Source organism: Sorangium sp. So ce302 (assembly GCF_051530145.1).
Classification (GTDB): domain Bacteria; phylum Myxococcota_A; class Polyangia; order Polyangiales; family Polyangiaceae; genus Sorangium; species Sorangium cellulosum_B.
On sequence record NZ_CP150326.1, the window covers coordinates 3,340,126 to 3,355,790 of the forward strand.

15 protein-coding genes are annotated in these 15,665 nt (G+C 72.4%); 6 read left to right on the forward strand and 9 right to left on the reverse strand.

Translation table 11 applies throughout. From position 1 onward, the window contains the following. Window positions 1-29: 29 nt before the first annotated feature. Window positions 30-1,532, reverse strand: coding sequence for a L,D-transpeptidase (locus WME73_RS13065; RefSeq protein ID WP_437915913.1), 1,503 nt, complete (start codon window positions 1,530-1,532; stop codon window positions 30-32). Between the two features lie 225 nt (window positions 1,533-1,757). On the opposite strand from WME73_RS13065, the gene WME73_RS13070 reads away from it, so the two are divergent. The 5 genes from WME73_RS13070 (at window position 1,758) to WME73_RS13090 (ending at window position 4,058) form a co-directional block, all read left to right on the forward strand. Then, window positions 1,758-1,889, forward strand: coding sequence for a hypothetical protein (locus tag WME73_RS13070; protein ID WP_269454239.1), 132 nt, complete (start codon window positions 1,758-1,760; stop codon window positions 1,887-1,889). 49 nt (window positions 1,890-1,938) lie between these two features. Beyond that, a complete protein-coding gene (locus WME73_RS13075; RefSeq protein WP_044968331.1) occupies window positions 1,939-2,445 on the forward strand; it encodes an RNA polymerase sigma factor in 507 nt (168 codons plus the stop codon). Further along, window positions 2,435-2,980, forward strand: a complete 546-nt coding sequence (locus WME73_RS13080; RefSeq protein ID WP_437870991.1) for a hypothetical protein — start codon at window positions 2,435-2,437, stop codon at window positions 2,978-2,980. Before WME73_RS13075 ends, WME73_RS13080 begins: the two co-directional genes overlap by 11 nt. Window positions 2,981-3,152: 172 nt before the next feature. After that, entirely contained in the window at window positions 3,153-3,545 is a 393-nt protein-coding gene (locus WME73_RS13085; protein WP_437915915.1) for a DUF2809 domain-containing protein, read from the forward strand. A gap of 96 nt (window positions 3,546-3,641) precedes the next feature. After that, window positions 3,642-4,058 carry a GFA family protein gene (locus tag WME73_RS13090; protein ID WP_437915917.1) on the forward strand — a complete coding sequence of 139 codons (417 nt, stop codon included), beginning with the start codon at window positions 3,642-3,644 and terminating at the stop codon, window positions 4,056-4,058. A gap of 110 nt (window positions 4,059-4,168) precedes the next feature. Here the strand turns inward: WME73_RS13090 and trxA are convergent, their stop codons facing one another. From trxA to WME73_RS13130, 8 genes are all read right to left on the reverse strand, one after another. After that, window positions 4,169-4,570: a thioredoxin gene (gene trxA / locus WME73_RS13095; RefSeq protein WP_437915918.1), complete on the reverse strand. Its 402-nt coding sequence runs from the start codon at window positions 4,568-4,570 to the stop codon at window positions 4,169-4,171. 63 nt (window positions 4,571-4,633) lie between these two features. Then, entirely contained in the window at window positions 4,634-5,080 is a 447-nt protein-coding gene (locus WME73_RS13100) for a hypothetical protein (RefSeq protein ID WP_437745804.1), read from the reverse strand. Window positions 5,081-5,087: 7 nt separating this feature from the next. After that, complete coding sequence (locus WME73_RS13105; RefSeq protein ID WP_437745805.1) at window positions 5,088-5,477, reverse strand: DUF4150 domain-containing protein; 390 nt, start codon at window positions 5,475-5,477, stop codon at window positions 5,088-5,090. Between the two features lie 12 nt (window positions 5,478-5,489). Next, window positions 5,490-6,140, reverse strand: a complete 651-nt coding sequence (locus WME73_RS13110; RefSeq protein ID WP_437745806.1) for a DUF3540 domain-containing protein — start codon at window positions 6,138-6,140, stop codon at window positions 5,490-5,492. Between the two features lie 33 nt (window positions 6,141-6,173). Then, window positions 6,174-7,217 (reverse strand): pentapeptide repeat-containing protein, encoded by a 1,044-nt coding sequence (locus WME73_RS13115; RefSeq protein ID WP_437915919.1) that lies wholly within the window; start codon window positions 7,215-7,217, stop codon window positions 6,174-6,176. Then, window positions 7,214-9,889 (reverse strand): DUF2169 domain-containing protein, encoded by a 2,676-nt coding sequence (locus tag WME73_RS13120; protein ID WP_437915920.1) that lies wholly within the window; start codon window positions 9,887-9,889, stop codon window positions 7,214-7,216. The genes WME73_RS13115 and WME73_RS13120 overlap by 4 nt, the downstream gene beginning before the upstream one ends. 111 nt (window positions 9,890-10,000) lie before the next feature. Further along, on the reverse strand, window positions 10,001-12,424 hold the full coding sequence (locus WME73_RS13125; protein WP_437915921.1) for a type VI secretion system Vgr family protein: 2,424 nt from the start codon (window positions 12,422-12,424) through the stop codon (window positions 10,001-10,003). A gap of 97 nt (window positions 12,425-12,521) precedes the next feature. Beyond that, window positions 12,522-14,846: a DUF2169 family type VI secretion system accessory protein gene (locus WME73_RS13130; RefSeq protein ID WP_437915922.1), complete on the reverse strand. Its 2,325-nt coding sequence runs from the start codon at window positions 14,844-14,846 to the stop codon at window positions 12,522-12,524. Window positions 14,847-15,148: 302 nt separating this feature from the next. Here WME73_RS13130 and WME73_RS13135 point away from each other — a divergent pair, with 302 nt between their 5' ends. Then, window positions 15,149-15,652, forward strand: coding sequence for a hypothetical protein (locus WME73_RS13135; RefSeq protein WP_437915923.1), 504 nt, complete (start codon window positions 15,149-15,151; stop codon window positions 15,650-15,652). Window positions 15,653-15,665 lie beyond the last annotated feature (13 nt).

Consider the following 15,665-nt stretch of genomic DNA (forward strand, 5'->3'; position numbering starts at 1 on the left):
GCACCCCCGCGCCGGGCGGCGGCGGCGGCTCAGCGATGGATCACGACGCGCGTGGACGGGTCGTCGCGCGTGGCCTGGACCGCGTACCACTCATCGGGCACGGCGGGCTCGGTCCAGTGGAAGAGCCATTTCGCGTCGACCGGCGAGAGGTTCACGCACCCGCCGCTCTGCCCCTCGCCCCAGCGGTCGTGCCAGTAGGCGGCGTGAAGGAGGTACTTGCTGAAGAAGTGCTGGCTCCACGGCACCTCCGCCTCGATCCAGTCGTCCGCGTCGACGTGGGGCGTGATGAGCGTCTTCGTCACCCATTTGCGGCCGATGCTGTACTGGCCGAGCGGGGTCGTCGAAGGCGGCACGAACGGCTCGGCCTTCTCCGGCTCCTCGGCCCCGTTGCGCCCGGCCGAGATCAGCGTCGCGAACACGGGGCGGTCGTCCTCGTAGGCGATGAGCCAGCCGTCGAGGGCGGCGATCTCGACCCACGTGTTCCTGCGCCCGTCCGCCGGCGCCGAGGGCGGCTCGCCGCCGAGCTGGATCGGGCGGCCCCACGGGTTCCGCGCCTTCCGCGGCCGGACGACCACCGCGTCTCGCTCGAGCACCCAGTGCCCGTCGTCCCGGGTCTCGAGATACATCAGCTCGCCGACCCGCTTCGATCGGCCCGTCAGCCCGACCCGGGCGAGGCGCTCCCACACGGCGTCCGTCTTCGCGGGCGGGCCTCCCTCCGTGAGGCGGTACTTCGGGCGCGCCTTGCGGCGAAAGAAGGCCATCGGCAGGCGCGCCTCGGCGCCGAGGTACACCCCCTCGAAGGTGGCGGGCTCGTAGGGCTTGACCTTGTCCTTCGGTATGAACGTCAGATCCGATGCCCAGAGCCATGTCGCCCCGCCGGCCTCGACCTCCTCGGTCCAGGCGACCGACGAGCGCGGGCGGACCTGCATGTGCCGCAGATCGTGGAGCCCCTCGGGCCACGCCGGCGCGTCGATGCCGTCCACGCGGAGGAGGCGCTTGAGCCCGAGCGACTCGCCGTAGCGGTACGGGAGCGGCAGATCGGCGCGCGGGGCATGGGGGATCAGCGCCTGGCGCACGGGATCGGCGGTGTCCAGGGTGGCGCGCTCGCCGTCGACGCACACGTAACCGCGCGGCTCCACCGCGTAGAACGCCGGGCAGCCGCCGGCGCCGCGGATGGGCTCGACGCTCTTCAGGCGGACCGAGCCGCCGATCGAGAGCATGCCGATCCACTGGGCCTTGGGCCGCGGCGCGGACCGGATCCACACCTCGCGGCCCTTGGAGTACACGCGCGCGGATCGCGCCCGCGCCGCCTCCACCTCCGGGACCGGTGCGGCCGGGGCCGAGGCGGCCAGCGCCTCCGGCGGCGGCTCCGGCGCGCTGGAGCGCGCGGAAGGCGCGCTGGAGGGCGAGGGCTCCGCGACCGCCACGCCCGCGCTCCCGGCCGCGTCAGCGCGCGAGCCGGCGTCTTGCCGCGACGGCGTGCACCCGAGCCAGAGGGCGCCGAGCGCAACGAACCACGAGCGGCCAGACATAGGCGCGAGACCCTAGCACGTCGAGCCCGGCCGGCGGAACGACGTGCCAGTCTGGACGAAGGCGCTCGCGCCGCGAGAGGAGGTCGTCGCTCGTGCGGCGATCTGCGGCGATGGCGCCTGGCCGCCGGATTTCGATCTCCGCGGGTGTCACGCTCGCCCCGCTCGCGCCTAGAGCCGAGGAAGGCCGGCGAGGACAGCCGGCCAGAGAAGACAAGGAGAGATCCCATGCGTCGTTGGCTCAAGGTGACCCTGATCGCGGCCGTCCTCGGAATCCCGGCGGTGGCCTATGCTGGGACGCAGCTCACGGGCGGCTGTCCGTGCGCGGATTGCCCGTGTCCGGACTGCCCCTGCGGCTGAGCACCCAGCGCCCTTGGAACCGCGCGCGCGATCGCTGCTCAACGCGTCGATGAGACGCCTCGCCGACGGCGATCGCGCGGCGTTCGAGCCTGTCTATGCCGCCCTCTGGCCGGCGATCGGCGCGTTCTGCCGCCGCATGCTCGGGGGCGGCGCGGACGCGGAGGACGCGGCCCAGCAGGCGCTGCTCAAGGTGTTCGACCGCGCCAGCTCGTTCGATCCCGACGGGGACGCGCTGACCTGGGCGCTCGCCATCGCGACGTGGGAGTGCCGCACGACGCGGCGGCGGCGGTCCCGGTCGAGGGAGGCTCCGGACGAGCATGTCCCGTCGATCGCGGCCGACGTGCCCACGCCGGAGGAGGCGGCGATCGCCCGGGATCTGGACGACGCGGCGCGCGAGGTGCTCGGCACGCTGGCCGAGGCGGATCGCGAGACGCTGAGGGCGACCCTGCTGGAGGTCGATCGCGATCCGTCGGTGTCGAGCGCGGCGCTGCGCAAGCGCCGCGAGCGCGCGTTTGCGCGCCTGCGGGAGGCGTGGAGGAGGATCTATGGAACGTGAGGCGCTTGCGGGCCTGAGCCTGAAGGAGAGGGCCTATCGCGCGTACGAGCGGGGGAGGGCGAGGAGGGCCGCCTGGGCAGCGGCGCCGACGATCGCCGTGGCGCTCGTGGCGGCGCTGATGAGCGACCGTCCGGTCACCACCGCGATCCTCGGCGCGGCGCTCTACGTCGCGGCGGCGCTGCTCTCGTGGCGCGGGCAGCAGCTCGGGCGAGGCGTGCTCCCGGGCGTCGCCGCGGGCCTCGTGCCCTTCGCAGCGGCGCACGCGGCGCGCATTTACGGTCACCTGTGCACCCCGGAAGGGTGCGTATCCATCTGCGTCCCTGCCTGCCTGGCGGGCGGGGTCGCCGCCGGCGTGCTGCTCTCGCGGGTGCTGCGCCGGTCGGAGCGGCTCGGGGCGTCCTGGGCCTCGGCGTGCGGCGTCGCCGCCCTGACGGGCGCGCTCGGCTGCGCCTGCGTCGGCTTCGGCGGCGTGGTCGCCCTCGCGGCGGGGCTGCTCACCGGCACCGCGCCGCTCGCCCTCCGCCCTGCGCGCTAGAGCGACGGTCACCCGCTTCGGATACGGGCCCACCTCGGCGTTTTCGGTGCTCAGCGCACCGGAGTGCGCCTGCGCGCCGAAAACGCCGATCTGGGCCCGTCTCCTGTGCGGGTGACCGCCGCTCTGCTCTGCATGGTGCAGAGGTGGGCGGAAACCGCTGTAGGCTCTCCGCATGGCGGAAGCCGCTCGCAAGCGCCTCGCGCTGGCCCTCCTGATCGTCGCGGTCATTCCAGCCGGCTTGATCACCCGGTTCCACGGCGGCCCAGCCTGGCTGCGCAACGGCGCCGGCGCGGTGCTCTATGAGGTCGTGTGGATCGCCGCGGCGCAGATCGCGTGGATCTCCGCGCGCACGCACCGGCTGGCGCTCGCGGTCTTCGCCGCGACGTGTGGGATCGAGCTGCTCCAGCTGAGCCAGGCCCCGTGGCTGTGGGCCGCGCGCAGCACCACCCCGGGGCGGCTCCTGCTCGGCGCGAACGGCGGCTTCGATCCGGCGGACTTCGCGCTGTATGGCCTCGGGTGCGTCCTGGGTTATGGGCTCTGCCGGCCGCTCCGGGCCTCCGCATGAGGCCCGCGCCGCGCCGAGCGCGCGCGCCGGTTGCGGCAAACGCCGCGAGGAGCCAGGCTGGCGATCGCGAGATCCAGGAACCAGGAGGCGACGGCCATGTCCGAGGCTCAGCACAACGGCGGCTGTTTGTGCGGCGCGATCCGCTACCGAGCGCGCGGCGCGCCGGTGAGCGTCAATGTCTGCTACTGCAGCCAGTGCCGGCGCCAGACCGGCGCGCCGATGCCGGCGTTCGCGTCCTTTTCTGACGAGCAGTTCGAGCTGCTCTCCGGCGCGCCAGCGACCTATCGCTCATCGAGCTCCGCGGTTCGCCAGTTCTGCGCGACCTGCGGATCGTCGCTGTTCTGGCGCCGTGACGGGGCGCGGGAACTCGACATCTTCCTCGGCACGATGGACCGACCCGGCGACGTGCCGCCGCCTAGCTTCCAGCTCTGGACCGTGCACCGCGTGCCCTGGCTGCCCGCCATCCAGGGGGCCACCGACTATCGCGGGGACAAGGCCGGCAGCCAGAGCTGACCCGACGTCGCCGAGCGGACGGCTGTCGGCGGTCATGAGCAGCCGAGCAGCGGCTCACCCGCGCTGGCAGGGCGCCCCGCCGGAGGGCCGCCCCGGGGGCCGCGCTCTCCTCAGGGGCCTTCGCCGGCGCTGTCTCCGCCGGCGGCCTCCTTCGCTTCCTCCTCGGCGATCTTCGCCCGCACCTCGTCCATGTCGAGCGAGCGCACCTTCTCGATCACCTGATCGAGCGCTGAAGCGGGCAGCGAGCCCGCCTCCGCGAACAGGAGGACCTTCTCGCGGAAGATGAAGAGCGTCGGGATCGAGCGGATGTTGAAAGCCTGCGCCAGGTCCTTCTGGTCGTCCGTGTTGATCTTCCCGAACACGATGTCCGCGTGCTTCTCGGAGGCCTTCTCGAAGATGGGCCCGAAGACCCGGCAAGGGCCGCACCAGGGCGCCCACCAGTCGACGAGGACGATGCCGTTCGACTCGACCGTCTTCTCGAAATTCTCCGCGCTGAGCTCGATGGTACTCATCCGCGGAGCATACCCCCGAGACCCGCCCTTGTCGCCGAGCGAGCGGCCACGCGCCGCCGGCGCTCAGGGCGCGTTGCAGACCATGATGTGCTCGATCGCCTCGACGAGGAGCTGCTCGACGCGCTCGGGCCCGACGTCGGCGGCGCGGGCGAACCGCTCCAGATCGAACGGCGTGGGGTTGACCTCGAGGTAGGCGAGGATCTGGAGCGGGTGGCCGGCCCAGCGGATGACGCAGAAGCCGACCACGTTGCGGCTGGCCCTGGCCTCGCGCAGGCCGAGGGCGAGCTCGACGCTCGGCGTGTCGTGCCCCTCGTCGAGCACGATGCGCGGCGCGTGCCCCGCCTTGCGGAGCTCGGCGGCGAACTCCTCCATCTGAGGGCGGAGCAGGCGCTCGCGCAGGTCGTCGAACTCGCGGAGGAAATCCGCCTCCGCGGGGGCGCGCGCCTCCTCGAGGCGCCGCGCATAGCGGGCCGCGAGGCGCTCGATGCGGAGCCGGTTGTGCTCTTTCAAGGGTCGCCTACGGCGCGAGAAGGAGCACCTTGAGCTGGCTCGGGACGATGCTGACCCCGGGCGCGTTGACGGAGTTCTGCATCGTGACGCTCGTCATCCGCGTGGCCGGCGCGCCGCCGACGAGCACGGTGAAGGCCGCCGTGACGTGCCGCGAGGGGCCCATCACCGTGTGCGAGACGACGCCCGTCTCCAGGCCGGCGTTGTCGCCGTTCGTCAGCGGCACCTGGGTCGTCATGTTGTGCGCCGGCGTGCACATGAACAGGACGTTGTAGACCGCCGGCACCCCCATGGGCTGCGCCGCCAGGTTGGGGTAGGGCACCGGCAGGTGCGCCGGCGGCGTGAGGCACACGTCGGGTCCGCCCAGGGCCATGCCTCCCATCTGCGTGTTCGCGAACATCTGTGCCTCCCGTCAGCCGAGGTGGATCTGCCCGCCGTCGATCTTGGTCAGCTCGCCGCTCGAGACGAGCGTCGCCTGCGCCTTGATGTTCACCGCGGCCTTCGCGGTGACCTCGTAGTACTGCGCCCGCACCTGCTCCGACTCGGCGATGAACCGGTACGCCCGGTCGAGCCGCTGCACCCAGCGCTCCGCGATCGACTCGACCGACCGCGCGACCGTCTTCACGCGGTCCACCTGCGCGACGAGCCGCTCGCCCACGTACGTCATCGCCCCGACCGCGAGCGACCCCTCGCTCGCCGCGACGCGCACCTTGCCCGCGGCCACCGCGGCCTCGGCCGGCGTCACGAGGCGCACGCCCTCGGCCGCGGCCACCGTGACGCGGCCGCGCGGGGCGCTCACCTCGAGGTCCCCCTCGGCCACGAGGCGCGTCGGCGCGCCGCCCTCGCGGTCGAGCACCGCGAGCACGTGGCACCCCGCGTCGTGCAGCGCGACGAGCACCCGGTCGCCGAGCGCCGGCTCGACAAGGCAGCTCACCGCGCGCTTCGCCGCGTACTCGCCCGACCCGACGCGCACCTGGAACGACCCGTCCGTCGCTCCGATCACCGCGCCGACCTCCTGGATCGCGAAGGTCTCCACCCGCTGTCTGGCCAGATTGTCTCGCATCGTGTCTCTCCTGCTGTCGGGAGGGGCATCCCCTCAGGGCGTCCAGCGCTCGGCTTCGAGCAGCTCCGGGTCGTCGCCGAGCGCGGCGGACCGGCTCGTGAAGGTCGCGCCCGCGTCGCGCGTCTGGTGGAAGCGGGCGCGGAAGAGCTTCGCGCCGGAAAGATCCGCCTTCTCGACGCTCGCGTGCGAGAAATCGGCGTACGTGAGGTCCGCGTCGCGGAAGCTCGCCGTCGGGCACGCCGCCCGCTGGAAGATGGCCTGGTAGAGGTCGGCGCCGGCGAGGTCCGCGGCCTCGAGGTCGGCCTCGGAGAAGATCGCCTGCCGCGCCTTGAGGCCCGCGGCCGACACGCCGGCGAGCCGCGCGCCGAGGAACAGGCCGCGCTCGGCGTCCGCGCCGTCGAGCTTCGCCGCGGTGAGGTCCGCGCCCTTGAAATTCGCCTGGACGAGCCGGGCCCCGCGCAGGTCGCACCCCGCGAGATCGGCGTCGGTGAGCTGCGAGAGGGTCAGGTCCATGCCCGACAGGTCCTGCCCGCGGAGGCGGGCGCCGACCAGCACCGCGAGGTGGAGCGTCGCGCCGCGCAGGCTCGCGGTCGACAGATCCGCCTTGATGAGGCAGGCCTGCTTGAGCTGCGCCCCGTCGAGCGCGAGGCGCGCGGCCTCGGTCTCCACGAGCGAGAACCGGTCCAGGTTGGCCTCGCGGAAGCTCGCCTCGTCGGCGCGCCCCTTGACCATGCTCCCGATCGTGAGGTTCACGCGGTCGAAGCTGGCCCGCGAGGCGTCGCACTCGGCGAAGCTCGCGGCCACGAGATCGCCGCCGTCGAGGCGCGCGTGGAGGAGCGCGCACCGGCTCCACACGGCGTGGCGGGCCCGCGCCCCGGACAGGTCCGCGCCGGAGAGGTCGCACCCGTTGAACATGGACTCGCTGAGCTTCGCGCCTTTCAGCCTGGCGCCGCGGAAGCTCGTCTTCTCGAACACGACGCCCGACAGGTCGAGCCCCGATAGATCGAGCCCCGACAGGTCCTCCCCGGCGATGACCTCGCCCTCGTCGACCTTCGCGAGCAGCTCTTCGCGCGTCACTTGCTCTGCCCCGTGAACACGACGTTCTTGATGTGCGCGTCGGAGAAGGTGGTCCGCTCATCGCCCTTGGCGTCGAGCAGGTTGGCGCGGAAGAGGTTCGTGTTGTCGAGGCGGGCGCCCGGCACCTTCGCCTTCTGGAGCATGGCGTCCATGAGGTTCGCGCCGGTCAGATCCGCCTCGGCCAGGTCCGAACGCATGAAGCGCGCGCCCTTGCCCGAGAGCTGCGCGAGGCGCGCCCTCCGGAGGTTCGCCTCGCTGAAGTCCGCGCCGTCCGCCGAGGCGCCCTCGAAGATCGCGCCCTCCAGATCGACCCCGCGGAGGTTCGCCCGCGCGAGCTCGGCGCCGGAGAAGTCCGCGCCCGGCAGCGCGGAGGCGGAGACGACGCGCAGGGCCGCGGCCCTCGCCTTCCGGAACGAGGCCTTCTCGCCCTTGAAGTCGACGAGGGCCGCGTCCTCGAGCTCGGCCTCGCCGAAGTCCGCGCCCGCCCCCGTGCACTGGAAGAACGTCGCCTTGCGCAGGCTCGCGCCGGTGAAGCGCGCGCCCGTCAGGTCGAGCTGGAAGAAGAGGACGTCGTCCGCCGCGGCGCCGCTGAAGTCCGCGCCCGCGACCCTGGCCTCCAGGAAGTCGGCCCCGGCGAGGTCGGCGCCCGAGAGCCGCGCCTCCTCGAGCCACGCCTTGTGGAGCACCGCCTCGCGGAGGTCGACCCCGTCGAAGCTCGCGCGCGAGGCGCGCGCCTCGCCGAGGTTCGCCCCGCGCAGCGTGGCCTTCCCGAGCCGCGCGCCCTCGAGCTTCGCGCGCGTGAGCACCGCGCCGGTCAGATCGGCCCCGCTCAGATCACACGCCGAGAGATCCGCGCCCTCGAGGAGCGCCTCGCGGAGATCGGCGCCCGCGAGGCGGAGCTCGCGCAGATCGGCGCCCGTCAGATCGCGCCGCGCGAGCGACTCGCCGGCGGCGAGCGCCCGCTCGACCTCGGCGCGCAGCTCGGACCGCTTCCCCTCGGGCGCCGGATCCGCCGGCGGGTGGAAGTGAGCGAAGGCGCGGTACGCGAAGAGGACGTTCTCCTCGGCCTTGCGGAGGCCCGCGGCGAACGCCGGGTCCGCGAGCTTCGCCTCGAGGTCCTCCATCGGCGCGCCCGCCGTGCGCCCCACCTCCGCGAGCTCGCGCAGGCGGGCCAGCTCCTCGTCGGCGCTGAATTTCGGCGGGCCGCCGCCCTCGCGCTTGCCCTTCGCGACCGCCTCGTCGAAGTCGAGCCCCTGCTCGGCGCAGAGCTCGCGCGCCTCCTCCTCGGCGGCCTTGCGCTGCTCCTCGGCGTCCTTCTGGAGCGCCGCGCCCTCGAGCTCCATCCGCTCGGCGTAGTCCGCGAGCTCGTCCGGCCTCGGCTCCTCCGGGAGCTTGATCTCCCGCGGGAGCTTCTCGTCCGGGTTCATCCCGAGCACGAGCAAGGTGAGCCGCGCCTGGTCGAGCTCGCGCTGCGCTCGCGAGATCGACCGCCGCTCCATCGCCCGCTCGCGCCGGATGAGCTCGTCCATGTCGCTGATCGCCTCGTCCGGGAACGACGGGGCGTCGGGGTCGGGCTCCGGGAGGAGCTCCTGCTCGCGCAGCGCGTGGAGGTGCCCCTTCTCCTTGTCGAGCCGCCGCTCCAGCGCGCCGCGGTAGTGCTCGATCGGCCTCGGCGCGTCGGCCCGCTCGAGGCCGGCGAGCAGCAGGCGCACGTCCGCGGCGTCGTCCTCGGCGACGGGGACGACGCCGCGGAAGATGGCGACGCCGCGCTCGATGTTGGGAAACAGGAGCACCGTCTCCAGGCGCGTCGCGACCTCCCGGAGGGGCTCGTCGCCGTCGGTCACCGTCTCGCCCGCCTCGCCCCGCTGCCGCACGAAGCACCGGGCGCGGAGCCTCGGGGCGTGGGTCTCGATGAGCGGCCGCGCCGGGTGCAGGTTCTTCAGGCGGATGGCCTCGCCGCCCTCGAGAACCTCGGGCAGCCGCTGATCCTCCGGGGCGACCTGGAAGTACTCGGGGTCGAGATCCCGGGCGAAGCCGGGAAAGTCGTTCTGGAGCCACTCGCCGCCGTACGTGCCGAGCTTGGCCACCCGCGACGCGAGCGTGGGGTCGAGGGCCCCGAAGCCCGCGGGCGGCGGCCTGTCGCCCGGCGACATGAGGAGCTGTCGCGGGTCTTCGAGGTGGGGCAGGTAATGCGCCTTGACCCCTTCTTCCTCGATGGGCCCGAGCCCCATCCCCTTCGGGTTCAGCGCGTAATCCGGTCCTCCGAAGGCGTTTTCCCAGGTGAGCGGCATCTCGGTGATCGGCTCTGGCTCCGTCGGCGCGCCGAGGTGCCATCGCCGCTTGCCGACGACGGCGACGGACTTGTCGACGAGGGGCTTGTCGACCGGGCCGACCTGCAGGCCCGCCGCGAACGCCGGCCGGGGCTCGCCTCCCGGCGAGAACGCCTTGCCGAAGACGAGGACCTCGCCGCGCGGCTTGGGCATGCCCTCGTCGAGGAGGCCGTCCTTGCCGAGCGCGGGCATCACCCGCTGCCACATCGAGACCTCGGGCAGCGGAATCTCGGGGGCGTCGAGCGGGAAGAACACGAGGAGCCCGATGCTCAGGTGATGATTGCGCCGGACCGTGAGCACGCGCTGGAGGACGGAGAGGCGGAGAGGCTTGATGACACGCATGGAGTTCGAATGACCGGTTGTGGCGGGGGGGGCGCCTCGCGCGCGCCCTGGTGTGGCCGAGGCCGATGTCTCTCCGGAGCGGCGACCGCGAGCGCGCGGCGCGCCTCGCCGCTAGCTGACCACGAAGATGCCGTGTTTCCTGATCTCGGCCGCGACGCTCTCCAGGGTGAAGCTCCCGTTCTTGAGCTCGACGGTCTTCGTCGTGAACTTCGGACCCTGGATGGTCAGCTCCGGGCCGTTCTTCACGGACACCGTCGCGCCGAGCTTGAACTCCACGGCGCTGCTGAGGTTGAACGAGAGCTTCTGGCCCATCACGAGCTCCTGGGTCCTGCTGCACGAGAGCGACTGCTTGCTCCCCACCGTGAGCTCCTGCGCGTTCGTCACCTTGAGCTCCGTCGTGTTCGCCAGCTTGATGTCGAGCGAGCGGGAGACGTTGATCGACGTGAAGTTGCCGACCTTCACGTCGAGCGATTTGCCGGCGGTCACCGACGTGGCGTTCGTGAGCTTGAAATCGCTCGTGGCGCCGACCACGATCGAGCGGAACGCGCCCAGCTTGGCGTCGAGCGAGCCGCCCACCACGGTCGACGAGCTGGCCCCGAACACGTGGGCTCGCGCGCTCCCCAACGTGGTGACGCTGTAGTCGCCGGTCCTCTCGACGTGGTGATTGGCCTTGAGGATCTCCTTCTTGTCGCCCTCGGCCTCGAGCCACAGCTTGCCCTTCGCCGAGATCTCGACGTCGTTCCCGAGGGCCTTGACGACGACCTTGCCCGTGGTCGAGGTGATCGACACATCCCCCTTGGCCGTCTCGGTGAGGGTGCCTGCGACGGCCGTCGTCATGATGTTGCCCGCTGTTGCGGTCGTCGTGATGTGGCCCGAGTCGGCCGTCGTCGTGATGTCGTCCTTCACGTGGCTCGTCCAGCTCGCGCCCACCTCGAAATCCATGTTCTGCCCGGCGTCGAGCAGGATCCTGCCATCGGTCTTGCCGATGAACTCGTGCCCCTTGTTGGGCGACCCCATGCGCAGGTACGTGTTCGAGTGCGGCGTCGAGAGCGTGATGCGCTGCGCTCCGGCCTGGTCCTCGAGCTCGAGGCGGTTCCTGCCGCCGGTCTGGATGACGTTCTTCGTGTGGTTGCCGCTCGTCACCGGGCTCGGCGTGAGCACGTTGGGCACGACGCCGGAGATCACGGGCCGATCCGGGTCGCCGCCGAGGAAGCTCAGCACGACCTCGGTCCCCCGCCGCAGCGGGAAATGGAACCCTTCGACGCCGCCGCCGTGCGGCTGCATCATGCGCACGTACGTGGACCCGCTGCCGTCGCGCGGGCTCGCCTCGTCGAACTTGAGCTTCACCAGGTAGCGCCCGTGCTCGTCGATCTGCGCGTACTCGCTCGACGCGGAGCCGTCGACCGAGCCGTTCTCGTAACCGTAGATGCGCGGCCACGCAGTCCGCGACTCCGCGCGGAACTGCGTCGCCGCCGGGATGGCCGAGACCTCGACGAAATAGACCTCCTCGTGCGCGAGCCCGGCGAGCTCCGCGAAGTCGCTGTGCCCGGCGGACTGGTTGCCGTGGTGGCGCAGCTCGACAGCGAGGTACTTCGCGTTGAACCGCGCGCGCGGGTGGTCCTCGAGCTCGAACGTGTACCCCGAGCGCAGGTGGAGCCGCGCGCCGGCGGCCTGGTAGACCGCCTCCCGGGCGAGGTACTCCTCGGCGCGCAGCTGGGCCAGCCGCTTGCCGGCGTCGGCGCTGAAGAAGCGCTCGCCGTGGAGGCTGATCTCCCCGGTGCCGTACTGGGACACCGGGGCCGCGCCGGCGAGGGGGAACTGCGGCCGGACATAGTCGTAGTCCTTGAGCTTCACCCGCGACGGCAGCGCCCCGTGCTGGCAGGAGAAGGTGCGGAACGAGGCGGAGGCGCTGCGGTCCTCGCCGGTCTGCGGGTGGTAGCGGACCGGCGCGCCGAGCACCTCGGCCGGGTAGCTCTTGTCGTCGCAGAGGACGAGCTTCTCTCCGTCCTCGGTGTGTTCGAAGTAATAAAAGATCCCCTCCCGCTCCATCCAGCGCGAGATGAAATCGAAGTCGCTCTCGCGGTACTGGCAGATGTGCTCCTCGGCCTCGTAGCTGCCGAGGTTGAGCTCGACATCGCCGCCCGCGATGCCGTTCTCCTCGAGAACGAGCCTGATCACGTCGGGCACGCTCTTCTTCGTGAAGATGCGGCTGTGCTTCGACAGGGTGAGCCCCCAGAGCCGCGGCACCAGCACCGCGCGCAGCAGCGCGCGCCCGCCGAACTCGTGCAGGAGATCGACGCCGGCGAGCACGCCGGCGAACACGTAGGGCGGGGTCGTGTCGGACTGGCGATCGATCGAGAGCCGCGCCTTGGCCCCGACCATCTCCGCAAAGTCCGTGTCATCGTCCCCTTCGCTCGGGATGGACAGGAAGATCTCGAACCTGTACGGGCGCGAGATCGCCTCCACGCCGCGAAATCCGACGACGCGCGCCGGGCCCTCCAGGATGCTCGAAGAGAAGTTGATGAGGTCGCTCATGGTGGTGTCTCTTCCTGGCGCGAGGAGGTGAATCAATCCGCCTTGAGCATACCGAGGCGGCCCGTCCTGTGGAGTTAGACAAAAGAGAGCCTGGGAGTCAACCCTGTGAAGAAACGTTGATGTCCTCTTCGGGCTCCGGCGGTGGGGTCTCGACGATGTCGCGCAAGATCGCGCCGCTCGACTTCGCGTTTGCGAGCCTGACGCCGTAGAGGTTGGCGCCCGCGAGATCCGCTTCGCGCAGATCGGCGCCATCGACGTTGGCGCAGGGGAGCCTCGCTTCCTTGAGCTTCGCCGCGCGGAGGATGGCGCCGGCGAGGTTGGCGTTCGCGAAGCTCGATCGCGAGATGTCCGCCTTGCTCCCGTTGACGTCGGTGAGGCTCGCCCGGTCGAAGACCGCCTCGAGCAGGCGCGCCTGCCGCAGGTCGGCGCCGTCGAGCGCCGCGCCGTCGAAGCGCGCGTGCGAGCCTCTGGCCGAGGTGAGGTCCGCGCTCGTGAGGATCGCCGACGAGAGCGCCGCGCGGTCGAGCGTGGCGCGGGAGAGATCGGCGCGCGTCAGATCGGCCGCCTGGAAGCTCGCGTCGGTGAGATCCGCGCCGCTCAGGTTCGCCCGGGCGAGGCGCGCGGACGCGAAGTTGCACCGGGCGAGCCCCGCGCCGGCGAGGTTGACGCGCTCGAGCGAGGCGCCGCTCCAGTCGATCCCCTCGAGATCGGCGCCCGCGAGATCGAGGTCGTAGAGCGGCTGGCCGCTCCTCAGGCGGGCGAGCACCGCCGCGCGCAGGCCGCGAGCCTCCGGCTCCGGCTCGGGCGACGCGGCGGCCGGAGGAGGCGCCAGCTCCGGAGGAGGCGGCAGCTCCGCGACGGCGGCGGCCTCTTCGGGGGTGGCTGGCGGCGGCTGCGTGCGCGGAGGGGGCAGGTCGATCACGGGGGGCAGATCGGCCACGGGGGGCGGGTCGACCACGGGGGGCAGGTCGACCACGGGGGGCGGGTCGATCACGGGGGGCAGGTCGACCACGAGGGTCGCCTCGTCGAGGATGCCGAGCGGGGGCCGCACGCGCGCCGGCGGCTCGGGCGGAGGGGCCTCGGGCCCGGCATGGGCGAAGGGCATCGCAAACGGCACCGACCCCGGGAGAGGCGCCGGGCGCGGCGGCGGCTCCGGCGCCGGCAGGAAGGGCAGGGGAGGCGGCGCGAGCAGCGGCGCGACCTGCTGTGTGACGGCGCTCCAGTGCGCCTCCTGGGGCCGCGAGAAGGGCAGGGGAGGCGGCGCGAGCAGCGGTGCGACCTGCTGCGTGACGACGCTCCAGTGCGCCTCCTGGGGCCGCGAGGAGGGCAGGGGAGGCGGCGAAAGCAGCGGCGTGACCCGCTGCGTGACGGCGCTCCAGTGCCCCGCCGGGAGCGCCGTCCCCCCGGCGGCGGGCGTGCCTTCCGGCGCCGCGACCGCGAGAGAGCCCTCCGCCGCCGGGGGCCACAGGACGGGGCGCCCTGCCATCTCGACGCCGGCGACCACCCGCATCCGCGCCGGCTCGTCGCCCGGCAGCAGCGCGACGTTCCCGCGAAAGATCAGCCAGCAGAGCAGGCGGTCCGCGTCGATGGTCAGCGTGTCAGCGACGAGCTCGATCGGCTGCCCGTGGTCGTCGCCTCCAGGCCCGAGCCGGTGGAGCCGCGCGAGCCCGCGGGCCGAAGGCAGGCAGGACTGGATCCGCGGGCAGTGCGGGTGCAGCCCCTCCAGGAGGATCCATTCGTCGCCGCGGAGGAACTCGAGCTGCTGGTCCGCGGGTGCGGCGACGAAATAGCGGAAGTCGAAGCCGCCCCCGAGCTCCGGAGCCGGGAGATCGGGCGCCTGATCCCGCGCAAGGAAGGCTCTCCTCGGGGCCCAGTGCCCCGCGACCGGCCCGACGCCCGCGGGTCTCGTGGGATCGGCCGGATCGACGATGTTCGGGAGCGCCGTCCCGGCGCCGACGCCCACCGGGTTCGCGTCGATGTGGGGGCCGCCGTAAGCGCGCTCGTACGCGAGCGGCATGAGGCCGAACGGACGCGGATCCGGGGCCTCTCGCGTGCGGTCGCCGTAGACGTGGAGCACCTTGTCGAGGACCCAGCGATCCTCGCGGAAGAGCGCGACCCGCACCGAGAGCGCCGTGGCGGTCGTCCCCGCCGGCGCGGCCGCGTGCCCGCGCACGAGGACCCCCGCGCACGGCAGGTAAGGGGCTGTCTCGCACGCCTCCTCCAGGCTGCCCCAGCCGTCTCGGAGCCGATCCGTGCGGATCAGGCCCGACGGGGCGGCGAGCTCGGCGCTCGTGTCGTGGATGAGGGCAAACGTGGCCTTGACCACGACCGTGAGCCGCTCCGCGCCCTGCGCGCGCCACAGGACGGCCCCGCAGGAGGCCGGAGTCAGGGCGACGACGGAGACAGGCCAGGACGATTGCACGGGCGTGAGCTCGACTGGCCCGCGCGCCTTCACCGCCGCGGAGGGCTCTCAGGCAATGGACGATACGCGGCGCGTCGCTCGGGCGCAAGCGCGGGAGTCGGCGGTGACGACCCCTCGTGTCGAGTCTCCTCACGCGACCATGTCGCTGTGAAGATCTCCCGGCGAGCGACGCGTCGGGCGCGCTCGTTGGTGCGGTGCAAGGACACGAGTGCTCCGCCACCGACGGAGAGCCCCGCGTCACGGCGCCGCGCGGGCGCCGTGCTACACCATCGGCGAAGCTCACCGACGAAGGAGCGCCCGCCATGACCGATGCGTCTGTTCAAACCCTCGCCGATGCGATGGATCTCGGATCGTTGCTGCAGGAAATCCGGGATCGACATGGCGAGTTCGATCTCCTCGCCCACTGGAAGCAGGGCGAGTTCCACCACGACGTGGTCCTCCGGGTGCACCGCTTCGCGCCGCTGCCGGCGCCGGTGCTCGTCGTGAGCACGAACTGCAACGGCGGCGTAAAGGAAGTGCTCTGCTTCGGCGACGTCCCGGAGCGTTATGCCCTCTGGCACCATCGCTGCCCCGGGGTGCCGGAGTTCTCTGGCGAGCTGCCGTCCATCGCCGCGCAGGCGCGGACGTCGCACTACTTCGATCCGTGCGAGCTGCTCACGGCCGACGCGCGCAGCGAGCTGCGCCCCGAGTTCCGCGAGCGCGACGTCGGTGGAGGATGGCGCCCGCGGTGCGGACAGGCCGGCTCGCCGTTCGACGCCGAGCCCCGAGGAGCGCGCGGGTCAGCGCCAGGGGAGACGTGCTCGTGATGTGCCGGTGATC